The organism is Micromonospora okii (assembly GCF_020884795.1).
Taxonomy (GTDB): domain Bacteria; phylum Actinomycetota; class Actinomycetes; order Mycobacteriales; family Micromonosporaceae; genus Micromonospora; species Micromonospora okii.
This window is the reverse complement of record NZ_BBZF01000012.1, coordinates 483,385-495,982: the sequence shown is the minus strand read 5'-3', so window position 1 is coordinate 495,982 and position 12,598 is coordinate 483,385. Positions and strand designations below refer to the sequence as shown.

The 12,598-nt window shown below is 74.8% G+C and carries 12 protein-coding genes; 6 read left to right on the top strand and 6 right to left on the bottom strand.

Annotated elements, in window-relative coordinates; translation table 11 throughout:
* Positions 1–678, top strand: a complete 678-nt coding sequence (locus tag LPU43_RS01560; protein ID WP_229398061.1) for a tyrosine-protein phosphatase — start codon at positions 1–3, stop codon at positions 676–678.
* 84 nt (positions 679–762) lie between these two features.
* On the opposite strand, the gene LPU43_RS01555 is transcribed toward LPU43_RS01560, so the two are convergent.
* Together LPU43_RS01555 and LPU43_RS01550 are read right to left on the bottom strand one after the other, a co-directional pair.
* Positions 763–1,422, bottom strand: a complete 660-nt coding sequence (locus LPU43_RS01555; RefSeq protein WP_229398611.1) for a class F sortase — start codon at positions 1,420–1,422, stop codon at positions 763–765.
* 158 nt (positions 1,423–1,580) lie between these two features.
* A complete protein-coding gene (locus LPU43_RS01550; protein WP_229398060.1) occupies positions 1,581–2,273 on the bottom strand; it encodes a hypothetical protein in 693 nt (230 codons plus the stop codon).
* 129 nt (positions 2,274–2,402) lie between these two features.
* Here LPU43_RS01550 and trmB point away from each other — a divergent pair, with 129 nt between their 5' ends.
* From trmB to LPU43_RS01525, 5 genes are all read left to right on the top strand, one after another.
* Entirely contained in the window at positions 2,403–3,128 is a 726-nt protein-coding gene (gene trmB / locus LPU43_RS01545; RefSeq protein WP_373321628.1) for a tRNA (guanosine(46)-N7)-methyltransferase TrmB, read from the top strand.
* A gap of 103 nt (positions 3,129–3,231) precedes the next feature.
* Positions 3,232–5,745 carry a DEAD/DEAH box helicase gene (locus LPU43_RS01540; RefSeq protein ID WP_229398058.1) on the top strand — a complete coding sequence of 838 codons (2,514 nt, stop codon included), beginning with the start codon at positions 3,232–3,234 and terminating at the stop codon, positions 5,743–5,745.
* Positions 5,746–5,764: 19 nt separating this feature from the next.
* Positions 5,765–6,313: a GNAT family N-acetyltransferase gene (locus LPU43_RS01535; RefSeq protein ID WP_229398056.1), complete on the top strand. Its 549-nt coding sequence runs from the start codon at positions 5,765–5,767 to the stop codon at positions 6,311–6,313.
* A gap of 101 nt (positions 6,314–6,414) precedes the next feature.
* Entirely contained in the window at positions 6,415–7,062 is a 648-nt protein-coding gene (locus LPU43_RS01530) for a hypothetical protein (RefSeq protein ID WP_229398054.1), read from the top strand.
* Between the two features lie 151 nt (positions 7,063–7,213).
* Entirely contained in the window at positions 7,214–8,107 is an 894-nt protein-coding gene (locus LPU43_RS01525) for an endonuclease domain-containing protein (RefSeq protein WP_229398052.1), read from the top strand.
* A gap of 105 nt (positions 8,108–8,212) precedes the next feature.
* Here the strand turns inward: LPU43_RS01525 and LPU43_RS01520 are convergent, their stop codons facing one another.
* The 4 genes from LPU43_RS01520 to LPU43_RS01505 form a co-directional block, all read right to left on the bottom strand.
* A complete protein-coding gene (locus LPU43_RS01520; protein WP_229398050.1) occupies positions 8,213–9,154 on the bottom strand; it encodes an ABC transporter substrate-binding protein in 942 nt (313 codons plus the stop codon).
* A gap of 22 nt (positions 9,155–9,176) precedes the next feature.
* On the bottom strand, positions 9,177–10,121 hold the full coding sequence (locus LPU43_RS01515; protein ID WP_229398048.1) for an ABC transporter ATP-binding protein: 945 nt from the start codon (positions 10,119–10,121) through the stop codon (positions 9,177–9,179).
* 227 nt (positions 10,122–10,348) lie between these two features.
* Positions 10,349–11,416 carry a FecCD family ABC transporter permease gene (locus LPU43_RS01510; RefSeq protein WP_229398046.1) on the bottom strand — a complete coding sequence of 356 codons (1,068 nt, stop codon included), beginning with the start codon at positions 11,414–11,416 and terminating at the stop codon, positions 10,349–10,351.
* Complete coding sequence (locus LPU43_RS01505; protein WP_229398045.1) at positions 11,413–12,459, bottom strand: FecCD family ABC transporter permease; 1,047 nt, start codon at positions 12,457–12,459, stop codon at positions 11,413–11,415. Before LPU43_RS01505 ends, LPU43_RS01510 begins: the two co-directional genes overlap by 4 nt.
* Between the last annotated feature and the right edge of the window lie 139 nt (positions 12,460–12,598).

The following is a 12,598-nucleotide window of genomic DNA, read 5'->3' as shown; positions in this document are numbered from 1 at the left end:
GTGAGCGCGGCGGCCGGTCAGGTGGAGGCGGACCCCGTTCCGGGGGTCCGGAACTTCCGGGACGCGGGCGGCGTCGGCGCCCTGCGCCGTGGCGTGCTGTACCGGTCCGGCGCGCTGCACGAGCTGTCGCCGGCGGGAGCGCGGTCGCTGGAGCGGCTGGGCGTGCGCACGGTCGTCGACCTGCGCAGCGTGCCGGAGATGGCCGACCGGCCGGACGTGCGGGACGGGCTCGGCGCCGGTCACGTGCGCGCGCCGGTGTTCGCCGAGCGCAGGTGGCCGAGCGACCAGTTGGAGCTCTACCCGTTCATGGCCGAACACGCGGGACGCTCCGTGGTCGCCGTCGTGCGCTGCCTCCTGGCGCCGGGCCCGCCCGTGCTGGTCCACTGCGCCTCGGGCAAGGACCGCACAGGTGTCGTCGTCGCCGTGCTCCAGACGTTGCTGGGAGCGTCCGAGGCGGAGGTCACCGCGGACTTCCTCCGGTCGAACGCCGGGCTGGGCCTGACCGCTGATTCGGCCTCGTCCACGGCGGCGGGACACGGGGGCCTTCCCGTCTCCGCCACGCTCATCCGGCGGGCCATGCTCTGGATCCGCAGCATCCACGGCTCCGTGCCCGCCTACCTCCTGAGGCACGGCGCCGAGCAGTCGGAACTGACGGCGCTGCGGGCGTCCGTCGCCTGACGGCCCCGGGCGGCCACCCGTTCCGGCGAGCCGCGAAACGGCGCGCCCCTGTCGCCAGCCCCGGTTGCCGGCGACAGTCGACGCTCAGGGACGGCGGGTGTCCACCAGCGAGGCGAAGGCGATGACGTTGTCGGCGTAGCCGGTGCTGCCGCCGACCCACACCCCGCCGCAGGTGATCAGCCGCAGCTCCGGCGGGCCGTCGTCGCCGTACACCCGGTCGGCGGGCAGGTCGTCCTTGTCGAAGTGCTCGACGGAGTCGACCGCGAAGACCGCCACCCCGCCGTCGGCCCGGCTCACCTCGATCCGGTCTCCGGTCCTGAGCCGGCCCAGTTGGTGGAAGACCGCCGGCCCGCTCCTGGTGTCCACGTGCCCGACGACGACAGCCCGGCCCGGCTCGCCCGGGGTCGGGCTCCGGTCGTACCAGCCGGTGTCGTCGGCCCGTTCCAGCGGCGGCACGTCGATCGACCCGTCGGCGGCCTGCCCGACCGGGCCGACCGGCGCGGACACCCCGATGGCGGGCACCCGCAGCCCGACCGGGCGACTGGCCGCCAGCCGGGGGAAGTCGCCGGACGCGCCGGCCGTCCGGGCCGCAGGGCCGGCAACCCAGTCGAGCGGCCCCGCCACGCGGCCGAGCCCCGCGCCGGTGACGAAGACGCCCAGCAGCACCAGGGCCACGGCCGCCGGCACCGACCACGGCCGCCGGCCCTCGCCGGCCCGGGACGGCACGACCGGCCGGGACGACACGACCGGCCGGGACAGGCGCGCGGACGACACGACCGACCGGGACACGCGCGCCGACGCCACGGCCGCCGGGGACACGCGCGCCGACGCCACGGCCGCCGGGGACACGCGCGCCGACGCCGTGGCCGGCCGGGACGGGCGCGCCGACGCCACGGCCGGCCTCAGCCGCGGTACGCGCCACGGCGGGCGCGGGGCCGGCGGGCCGCGACCAGCCCGATGGTCACCCCGGCGATGGTCAGCGCCACGCCGCCGGGCAGCAGCAACCCGCCCGAGTCGTCGTCGCCCGCGCCGCCGAAGCCGGTGTTCGGTCCCCGGCTCGGGTGCGGGGCGGGGCGGTGGGTGGGGCGGTCCGGCTGGGAGTGGGTGGGCGCGGGCGAGGGCGTCTTCTTCACCACCTGGAGCATCGTGGTGGCGGTCTCCCCGTCCCGGCACTCCAGCTTCACCCGGTAGTTGCCGGGCCGGGTGCGCTCGTGGACCATCGGCGTCCCGACGAGCACGCCCCGCTGCGCGTGGACGGCGACCCGGCCGAAGGCGTCGGAGACCACGATCGCCGGCACGGTGTTGTCGCGGCAGCTCGCCCGGATGCCGACGAGGTAGCCGGGCTGCACGGTGCCGGGGGTGACCTCGACGAAGACCCAGCCGGGCTGCTGCCCGCCGCCGGGCGGCTCGGGCGCGGGGGCTGCGGCGGGGGCCACGGCGGTGAACCCGGCGGGGGCCACCGCGGAGAACCCGGGGGCCCACGCGGAGGCCGTCCCGGGCGTGCCAGCGGCCCGGGCGACGGTCGCCGGGAGCGGGCCGGCCGCCGCGCCGATCGCCACCGCCAGGGCGGTGCCGAGGCGCGTCGCTGATCCCATGGCCCCTCCCGGTGTCGGTGCGCCGGCCGGTCAGCGGTCACCCGGCCTGCCGTACGGGATGAATCGTCTCATCCCCGTACGTACCTCACGTTCAGCTTCGGCGGATTCGTCGCGTACTCTCGGTGGACTGTGACCACCACCGACCCGCACCCGGCCGCGACCGTCCCGCCGCACGCGTCGCGCATCCGCACCTTCCACCCCCGGCGGGGCCGGATGAGCGGTCGCCAGGTCGACGCCCTGGACCGGCTCTGGTCGGCGTACGGCCTGACGATCACCGACGACCTCGCCGCGCCCGTGGACCTGGCGGCGCTGTTCGGCCGTCGTGCCCCGCTGGTGCTGGAGATCGGCTCGGGGATGGGCGACGCCACGGCCGCGATGGCCGCCGCCGACCCGGACCGAGACTATCTGGCGGTGGAGGTGCACACTCCGGGAATCGCCAACCTGCTGGACCTGGTGGAGGGGCGCGGCCTCGGCAACGTCCGGGTGGCCCGGGGCGACGCCCTCGACCTGGTCCGGGCCCTGCCGGAGGAGTCGCTGGACGCGGTGCACGTGTTCTTCCCCGACCCCTGGCCGAAGGCGCGGCACCACAAGCGGCGGATCATCCAGCCGGCCCACGTGGCGCTGCTGCGCTCCCGGCTGGTGCCCGGCGGGACGCTGCACTGCGCCACCGACTGGGCCGAGTACGCCGAGGCGATGCGCGAGACGCTGACCGCCGACCCGGGGCTGGTCGACGTCCACGGCGGGTACGCGCCGCGCCCGGCGCACCGGCCGGTGACGAAGTTCGAGCGCCGCGCCCTGACCGCCGGCCGCCCCGTCTTCGACCTCGTCCACCTGAAAGGAGGGGCACCTTGTTAACGCATTCCGTTGTACAAGGGGCCCCTCCCAACCGCCGCCGCGCGGGGGCGGGCACCGGCCCGGTTGGCGCGCGGGCGCGTACGGCAGGCACGATGGACGGGCTATGACGCTCACCGCCGCGCTGCCCGCAAGCGCCGACCCCGACACCCTCTTCGACGCGTTCGCCGATTGGGCGAAACAGCGCGGCCTCGACCTCTACGCCCACCAGGAGGAGGCGGTCATCGAGATCGTCTCCGGCGCGAACGTGATCATGAACACGCCGACGGGCTCCGGCAAGAGCCTCGTCGCGATCGCCGCGCACTTCGCCGCCCTGGCCGACGACCGGACCACGTTCTACACCGCCCCGATCAAGGCCCTCGTGTCGGAGAAGTTCTTCGCGCTCTGCGAGGTCTTCGGCGCCGACAACGTCGGCATGCTCACCGGCGACGCCAGCGTCAACGCCGACGCCCCGATCATCTGCTGCACCGCCGAGATCCTGGCCAACCTCGCTCTGCGCGAGGGCACGCGGGCCGACGTCGGCCAGGTGATCATGGACGAGTTCCACTTCTACGCCGAGCCGGACCGGGGCTGGGCCTGGCAGGTGCCGCTGATCGAGCTGCCCCAGGCGCAGTTCGTGCTGATGTCCGCCACCCTCGGCGACACCACCCGCTTCGTCGACGACCTCACCCGCCGCACCGGCCGGCCGACCGCCGTCGTGCGCTCGGCCGAGCGGCCCGTCCCGCTCATCTTCACGTACGCGATGACGCCGCTGCACGAGACCCTCGAGGAGCTGCTGGAGACCAAGCAGGCCCCGGTGTACGTCGTCCACTTCACCCAGGCCGCCGCGCTGGAGCGCGCCCAGGCGCTGATGAGCGTCAACGTCGCCACCCGGGCCGAGAAGGACATGATCGCCGAGGCGATCGGCCGGTTCCGGTTCACCTCCGGCTTCGGCAAGACGCTGTCGCGGCTGGTCCGGCACGGCATCGGCGTGCACCACGCGGGGATGCTGCCCAAGTACCGCCGGCTCGTGGAGACCCTGGCCCAGGCCGGCCTGCTCAAGGTCATCTGCGGCACCGACACCCTCGGCGTGGGCATCAACGTGCCGATCCGCACCGTGCTCTTCACCGGCCTGAGCAAGTACGACGGCGTCCGCACCCGGCTGCTCAAGAACCGCGAGTTCCACCAGATCGCCGGGCGCGCCGGCCGGGCCGGCTTCGACACCCTCGGCCGGGTCGTCGTGCAGGCCCCCGAGCACGTGATCGAGAACGAGAAGGCCCTCGCCAAGGCCGGCGACGACCCGAAGAAGCGCCGCAAGGTCGTGCGGAAGAAGCCGCCGGAGGGCTCGATCGGCTGGGGGCGACCCACCTTCGACCGCCTGGTGGAGGCCGAGCCGGAGCCGCTGACCTCCAGCTTCCAGGTCAGCCACTCGATGCTGCTCAACGTCATCGGCCGCCCCGGCGACGCGTTCGCCGCGATGCGGCACCTGCTGACCGACAACCACGAGGACCGCGCCGCCCAGCGCCGGCACATCCGCCGGGCCATCGCCATCTACCGGGCCCTGCGGGCCGGCGGCGTGGTGGAGGAGCTGCCCGAGCCGGACGAGACCGGCCGCCGGGTCCGGCTCACCGTCGACCTCCAGCTCGACTTCGCGCTCAACCAGCCGCTCTCGCCGCTCGCCCTGGCCGCCATCGAGCTGCTCGACGTCGAGTCCCCGTCGTACGCCCTCGACGTGCTCAGCGTCATCGAGTCGATCCTCGACAACCCCCGCCAGGTGCTCTCCGCGCAGCAGTTCAAGGCGCGCGGCGAGGCGGTCGCCGCGATGAAGGCCGAGGGCATCGAGTACGAGGCCCGCCTCGAACTGCTCGACGAGGTGACCTGGCCCAAGCCCCTCGCCGAGCTGCTGGAGGCCGCGTACGAGATGTACCGGCGGGGGCACCCGTGGGTGGCCGACCACGAGCTGTCCCCCAAGTCCGTCGTCCGGGACATGTACGAGCGGGCGATGACCTTCACCGAGTACGTGCAGTTCTACTCCCTCACCCGCTCCGAGGGTCTCGTCCTGCGGTACCTCGCCGACGCGTACAAGACGCTGCGGCAGACCGTCCCCGAGGACGCCAAGACCGAGGAACTGATCGACCTCATCGAGTGGCTGCACGAGCTGGTCCGCCAGGTCGACTCCAGCCTGATCGACGAGTGGGAGCGGCTGAAGAACCCGTCGGACGTCGCCGAGGCCGCCGAGGCGCACGCCGCCCTGGACGAGCGGCCCCCGGCGGTCACCCGCAACACGCGCGCGTTCCGGGTGCTGGTGCGCAACGCGCTGTTCCGCCGGGTCGAGCTGGCCGCCCTGCGCCGCTGGGACCTGCTCGGCGAGCTGGACGCCGGCTGCGGGTGGGACGCCGACGCCTGGGCCGACGCGCTGGAGCCGTACTTCGAGGCGTACGACGCCATCGGGACCGGCCCGGACGCCCGCGGCCCCGCGCTGCTGATGATCGAGCAGGGCCGGGAGCGGTGGACGGTCCGGCAGATCCTCGACGACCCGGACGACGACCACGACTGGGGCATCAGCGCCGAGGTCGATCTCGCGGCCTCCGACGAGGCCGGCGCGGCCGTCGTGCGGATCACGGAGGTCGGCCAGCTGTAACCAGCTCTACCGTGTGCCGATGCTGATCATTCGGACGGAAGAGCCCCGCGACTGGGAGCCGGTGGACGCGATCCACCGGGCGGCCTTCGGCGACGGGCACGGCGACGTGGTGGTGGGGCTGCTGGACGCCCTGCGCGCCGACGACCCGACCGCCGTGTCGCTCGTCGGCGAGCGGGACGGGACGGTGGTGGGGCACGTCCTGTTCAGCCGGTGCCGCCTCGACGCGCCGCGCCGGCTCGTCGACGTGGTGACGCTGAGCCCGCTCGCCGTGGCCCCGGCCGCGCAGCGGTGCGGCGTCGGCGGCGAGCTCGTCCGCCACGGCCTGCGGGAACTCGACGCGCGGGGCGTACCGCTGGTGTTCCTGGAGGGCGACCCCCGCTACTACGGCCGCCTGGGCTTCTCCCCCGCCGGCGGGCACGGTTTCCGCAAGCCGTCGCTGCGCATCCCCGACCGGGCGTTCCAGGTGGCCCGGCTGTCCGCCCACGAGCCCTGGATGACCGGGACGTTCGTCTACTCGGACACGTTCTGGCGGCACGACTGCGTCGGGCTGCGCGCCGACGACGCCTGACCGGAACCGGGTTCGGTCCGGCCCTCCAAACCCTGGGCGATGTCAGACCCGTCGATTAGAATGTATGTACTAATCAGCGTCGCTGAGCTGGGAGGACGCCCATGACCGCGCCCGCCGCCACCCCCCTCGCCCCGTACGCCACCCTGCTGGGATTCACCCGCTACGTCGACCGCACCGGCCCCACCAAGGCCAGCTTCGTCGGCGGCCTGCGCAAGCAGCGGGCCAGCCGGCACGGCTTCAACCCGCACGGCCAGTTCGTCAAGGCGCTCAAGGCCGACGTCGCCTTCCACACCGGCGGCACCCACCTGACCCAGGTCGTCGACGCGGTCAAGCCGCGCTGGCGCCCGCTCTACGAGGCGCTCGTGCCGGGCGCGACGGCCTGGCTGCGCTCCCTCGGCGAGCCGACCGGCGTCGACCTCGCCCGGACCCGCGACGCGCTCGCCATGCTCGGCGACCTGCCCGTCAAGATCAACCCCCACTTCGGCATCCGGTACGCCTCCGACGGCCGCGCCGAGGCCGTCCGGCTGCACTTCGACGAGACGCCGCCGAGCGAGGAGGCGGCCCTGGCCACCCTGCACCTGATGGCCCGCCACATGGACGCGGTCCTGCCGCACGCCGAGCCGGTCCTGGTCGACGTCCGCCGGGGCGTGACCCACCGCATGCCCGACACGGTCAAGGTCGACCAGGTCGAGCAGTGGCTGGCCGGCGAGGCCGCCGCCTTCCGCGCCATCTGGTCCACCGCCGCCTGACCCCACCCCACCTACGCCCCAAGATCCGTGCAACTTCGGTGAAACTGCTGTCTCGGCGCGCTGCGACCCGGCACCTTCCCTGAAGTTGCGCGGATCTTGGGGTTATCCACAGGGGGTGCGGAGAAAGGGCGAGGCAGTACAGGGTGGGCATGTGGGTGTTTCTCCTCGGCGGCCCGAGCAGTTGCGGGGGCGCGTCTTCCGGGGTTCACAGGTCATCGCCGGTGGGCTGCTGACTCGCTCCGAGCTGCGCAGCAGGGCGTGGCGACCGCTGTTCAAGGACGTCTACGCGGACGCGGACATTGCCGTCACCCACCGGCTCCGGTGCTCCGCCGCCGCCCGGTGGTTGCTCCCCGCCGGGGTGGTGATCGCCGGGCGCAGCGCCGCCGCTCTGTACGGCGCAGGCAGCGTGGACGCCGCCGACCCGCTCGACGTCTTGGTGCCCGCCGGGCAGCGGTTCGGGCCCGTCACCGGACTCGCCGTGCACACCGCGGCACTGTCCGGCGACGACGTCCGCCTGTGGGACGGGATCCCGGTGACCACGCCGGAGCGCACCTGTTGGGACCTGGCCCAGTGGCTCCCGGTCGAGGAGGCGGTGGCGGTGACGGACGCCCTCGTCCGGCGTGGGCTGGTCCACCCCGGTTCGCTCGCCGCGCGGGCCCGGGCCGATGTCGGTGCCCGAGGCTGGAAGCGGACGCTTCGGGTGGCCGGGCTGACCGACGGCGGGGCCGAGTCGCCACAGGAATCCCGGCTACGGGTGCGGATCGTGCTCGCCGGTCTGCCGCCGCCGGTGACCCAGTTCGTCGTCGAGCGCGACGGTCGCTTCATCGCCCGCGTCGACCTCGCCTGGCCGGCGCTGCGGGTCGCCGTCGAGTACGACGGCCTGTGGCACCACGATCCCGAGCAGTTCCACCGCGACCGGCAGCGCCTCAACCGGCTGCTCGGCGAGGGCTGGGTCGTCCTGCACCTCACGGCCACCCGCTTCCGCACTGATTTCGCGGGATTCCTCACGGAACTCCGCCGCGCCCTGGCCGTCCGCGCCCGCTGACACGAAGATCCGCGCAACTTCGCCGAAGATGCTGCCGCGGTGGATGCCGGGGCGGCAGGTTCCCTGAAGTTGCGCGGATCTTGGCGCGGGCGAGGGGAGGGCGGGTCAGGCGAGGTGCTTCTCCAGGTCGTCGATGATCTTGTTGGCGGCGCCGACGCCGATGCCCGTCATCCAGACCTCGTCGGAGACCACGTACGTCTTGCCGGCCTTGACGGCGGACAGCCCCTTCCACAGGGTGCCGCCGGTGACGTTGGCCTGCTCGGCGGCGGCCTTCTCGCCGTACGCGGTCACGAAGATGACGTCGCCGTCGACCTCGTTGACGCGCTCGGGGCTGACCGCGTCCATCCGCTTGTCCTCCTTGCCGGCGAGCTGCTGCCGCTCGGGGCGGCCGAGTCCCGTGTCGCCGACGACGATGCCGGAGAACGAGTCCGGCCCGTAGACCCGGATCAGGCCGGGCATGAAGCGGACGATGGAGATCTTCCGCTGGGCGGCGTCGCCGAGCTTCGCGCCGAAGTCCCTGGCCCGCTTCTCGTACGTGGCGAGCAGGTCGCGGGCCTGCTGCTCCTTGCCGAGGGCCTTGCCGTCGAGGAGGAGGTTCTCCTTCCAGGTGATGCCGACCTTCTCGGTGAACACGGTCGGCGCGATGGCGGCCAGCTCGTCGTAGAACTTCTCCTGGCGGAACTTGCTGCCGAGGATCAGGTCGGGCTTGAGGGCGTTGATCGCCTCCACGTCGGGCTCGGTCAGCACCCCGACCTCCTTGATTCCGGCGAGCTTCTCCGCGCCGAAGTAGGTGGGCCAGCCCTTCGCCTCGCCCGCCGTGGCCGCGCCGACCGGTGTGACGCCCAGCGAGAGCGCTGTGTCGATCTTGTCTGTGTCGAGAACGACGATCCGCTTCGGATCGGCCGGCACCTTGGTGGTGCCCATGGCGTGGGTGATCTCCCGGGTCTCCCCGGTGGCGGTGCCGGCGACGGGGTCGCTCTCACCGCAGGCGGTGAGCCCGACGCCGAGGGCGACGGCCGCGGTGAGCACGGCGGCGAGACGACGCATGGATGGTTCCTTTCGGAGGGGTTCAGCCGGCCGACGGGCCGGCGGAGGACGAGACGGCCGAGGAGGTGGTGGAAGACGAGACGGCCGAGGGGGTGGAAGACGAAACGGCCGAGGGGGCGGTGGTGGAGGAGCCGTCGGGGAGGGCGGAGGAGCTGTCGGGGAGGGCGGCGGGGACGGCGGCGGTCAGGGAGGGGGTGGTGAGGGCCGGGACGACGAGGGGCGCCCCGCTCACCGGGCAGGGCACGACGACGCAGTCGAGGCCGAAGACGTCGCGGACCAGCTCCACGGTGAGGATCTCCCGGGGCGGGCCGACTGCCACCACGCGGCCGGCGCGCATGGCTACCAGGTGGTCGGCGTACCGGGCGGCCTGGTTGAGGTCGTGCAGCACGGCGACCACCGTCCGGCCGCGCTCGACGCGCAGCCGGTGCAGCAGGTCCAGCACCTCCACCTGGTGGGCCAGGTCGAGGAAGGTCGTCGGCTCGTCCAGCAGCAGCGTCTCGGTGTCCTGGGCGAGGGTCATGGCGATCCAGACCCGCTGCCGCTGCCCGCCGGAGAGGGTGTCCACCGGGCGGTCCGCGAGGGCCGCCACGTCGGCGAGGGCCATCGCCTCGTCGACGGCGGCCCCGTCCCGCTCCGACCACTGCCGCCACCACCGCTGGTACGGCTGCCGCCCCCGGCCGACCAGGTCGGCGACCGTCACCCCCTCGGGCACCAGCGGGCTCTGGGGCAGCACCCCGAGCCGTTGCGCGACCTCCCGGGTCGGCAGGTCCCGGATCGCGGTGCCGTCGAGCAGCACCGCGCCCCGGCTCGGGGTGAGCAGCCGGGCCATCGTGCGCAGCAGGGTGGACTTTCCGCAGGCGTTCGGCCCGACGATGACCGTGAACGCGTCGGCCGGCAGGGTCAGGTCGAGACCGTCCAGGACGGTCCGCTCGTCGTAGCCGACGACCAGGTCGCGGGTGGAGAGCATCGCGGCTCCTCGGGAGGGATCGGCGGAGGGGGTCGGGGCGGAACCGGGCGGGACGCGCGGTGTCACGGGGGCACCGGCAGCGGCGGCCGACGCCGGGACGGGAGGAGGCGGCGTCGGGGCGGGAGAAGGCGGCGGCGGCGCGGCGGGAGAAGGCGGCGGCGGCGCGGCGGGAGAAGGCGGCGTCGGCGCGGCGGGAGAAGGCGGCGTCGGCGCGGAAGAAGGCGGCATCAGGACGGGCCCCGGCGTCGGCGCAGCAGCAGGAAGATCAGGTACGGCCCGCCGATGGCGGCGGTCAGCACGCCCGCCGGAAGCTGGGTGGGGGCGAACAGCCGGCGGCCGGCGAGGTCGGCGAGGGTCAGCAGCAGCGCGCCGAGCAGGGCGGAGCAGAGCAGCGGGGGCCGCTCGGCACGGACCAGCCGCCGGGCGAGTTGGGGGGCGACCAGGGCGACGAAGTCGACCGCGCCGACCTGGGCGGTGGCCATCGCGGCGGCGAGCACACCGGTGCCGGCCAGCCCGACGCGGCGGGCCACCGGGCGGAGCCCCAGGCCCCGGGCGGTGTCGTCGTCCAGGGCGGTGCTGTTCAGCGCCCAGCCGGCCCAGAGCAGCGCGGGCAGCAGCGCCAGCAGGGTGGCGGCGATCCAGGCCGTCTCCGTCCAGCCTTTGCCGGCGAGGGTGCCCAGCAGCCAGATCTGGGCGCGCATCCCGTCGATCGGGTCGGCGGCCATGAGCACCACCTCGATCAGCGCCCGCACCCCGAAGGCCACGGCGACGCCGGCCAGGACGAACCGCTGGGCGGCAAGGCCGTGGCGGGCGCCCAGGGCGAACACCGCCGCCGCCGCGGCCAGCCCGCCGAGCAGGGCGGCCGGGGCGATCAGCACGGCGGCGACGCCGCTGGTCAGGGCCACCGTGGCGGCCAGCCCGGCGCCCTGGGTGATGCCGATGACGTCGGGGCTGGCCAGCGGGTTACGGGAGACGCTCTGGACCAGCGTGCCGGCGACGCCGAAGGCGGCGCCGGCCACCGCCGCGAGCACGAGCCGGGGCAGCCGCAGGTCCAGCACCACGAGGTCGTACGGGGTGCCCGCGCCGGTGAGCGCACGCAGCACGTCGGGCGGGGCGACGTAGGGGGTGCCGAGGGAGAGGCTGAGCACCCCGGCGGCGGCGAGCAGCGCGACCAGGGCGGCGGCGACCAGCAGCGGGCGGCGGCGCACGGGCGCCCGCAGCGGGCCGAGGCGCAGCAGGGTACGGCCGGCCGGGGCCGACCGGGGGTGGGCCTCGGTGAGGGGGCGGGCGCTCACGCGGTCACCACCCGGGCGCGGCGGACCAGGAAGGCCAGCAGCGGGGCGCCGAGCAGCGCGGTGACCACCCCGGCGGGCACCTCGCCGGGCGGGGCGACCAGCCGGCCGACGACGTCGGCGACGAGCAGCAGGGCCGGCCCGAGCAGGGCGGCGACGGCGAGGGTCCAGCGGTGGTCCGCGCCGACGAGCGCCCGGGCCAGGTGCGGCACGGCGAGCCCGACGAACGCGATGGGCCCGGCCGCCGCCACGGCCGCCCCGGTCAGCAGCACCCCGGCCGCGCCGCCGCCGAGGCGGACCAGGCCGATGCGGTGGCCGAGGCCACGGGCCACGTCGTCGCCGAGGGCGAGCGCGTCCAGGCCCCGGGCGACCAGCGCGGCCAGGATCAGCCCGGCGAGGACGAGCGGCAGCACCTCACCGGCAACGCCAACGTCGCGGCCGGTCAGCCCGCCGACGACCCAGAACCGGTACTCCTCGAAGGTGCGGGCGTCGATGCTGAGCAGCGCGTACACGACGGCGCCGAGGCTGGCGTCGAGCGCGGCGCCGGTCAGGGCGAGGGTGACCGGTGAGGCGCCGTCGCGGGCCCGGTTGGCGACCGCGAAGACGGCCGCGCCGGCCAGGAGCGCGCCGGCGACGCCGAACCAGACGTACCCGGTGAGGCTGCCGACGCCGAAGACCGCGATGGCCAGCACCACGCCGAACGACGCCCCCGCGCTGACGCCGAGGATGCGCGGCTCGGCCAGCGGGTTGCGGGTCAGCGCCTGGAACAGCACCCCGGCGACGGCGAGGGCGAGCCCGACGACGACGCCCAGGGCGGTGCGGGGCATCCGCAGCTCGCGGACGATGGTGGTGGCGTCGCCGCCGTCCGGGGCGACCAGCGCGTGCCACACCGCGCCGGGCGCGAGCGGCCGGCTGCCGAGGGCGAGGCTGGCCAGCACGGCCAGCGCCAGCACGGTCGCCGCCGCGGCGGTGACGGCAGCCCGGCGGCGGGGCCCACGGCTGCTCCGGTTACGGGCCCGGCCCGCCCGCGCGGCGACGATGGTCACGAATCTCCCTCAACTTAGGTCCGCCTTACCTTAGCGGGGAGTAGTTGAGTGCCGTAACGGGCGGTCTTCGGTCCGGTTCGCCGTACCCCGGTGAGCAGTGTCGTCGGTGACGGAATCGGCGCGCCGGCGGCAACGCCGC

Bases quoted from the DNA above. Each gene is read 5' to 3' on its own strand.
- LPU43_RS01530 (WP_229398054.1), top strand. From the start codon at position 6,415: ATGACCGCGCCCGCCGCCACCCCCCTCGCCCCGTACGCCACCCTGCTG.
- LPU43_RS01515 (WP_229398048.1), bottom strand. From the start codon at position 10,121: ATGCTCTCCACCCGCGACCTGGTCGTCGGCTACGACGAGCGGACCGTC.
- LPU43_RS01520 (WP_229398050.1), bottom strand. From the start codon at position 9,154: ATGCGTCGTCTCGCCGCCGTGCTCACCGCGGCCGTCGCCCTCGGCGTC.
- LPU43_RS01535 (WP_229398056.1), top strand. From the start codon at position 5,765: ATGCTGATCATTCGGACGGAAGAGCCCCGCGACTGGGAGCCGGTGGAC.
- LPU43_RS01540 (WP_229398058.1), top strand. From the start codon at position 3,232: ATGACGCTCACCGCCGCGCTGCCCGCAAGCGCCGACCCCGACACCCTC.
- LPU43_RS01550 (WP_229398060.1), bottom strand. From the start codon at position 2,273: ATGGGATCAGCGACGCGCCTCGGCACCGCCCTGGCGGTGGCGATCGGC.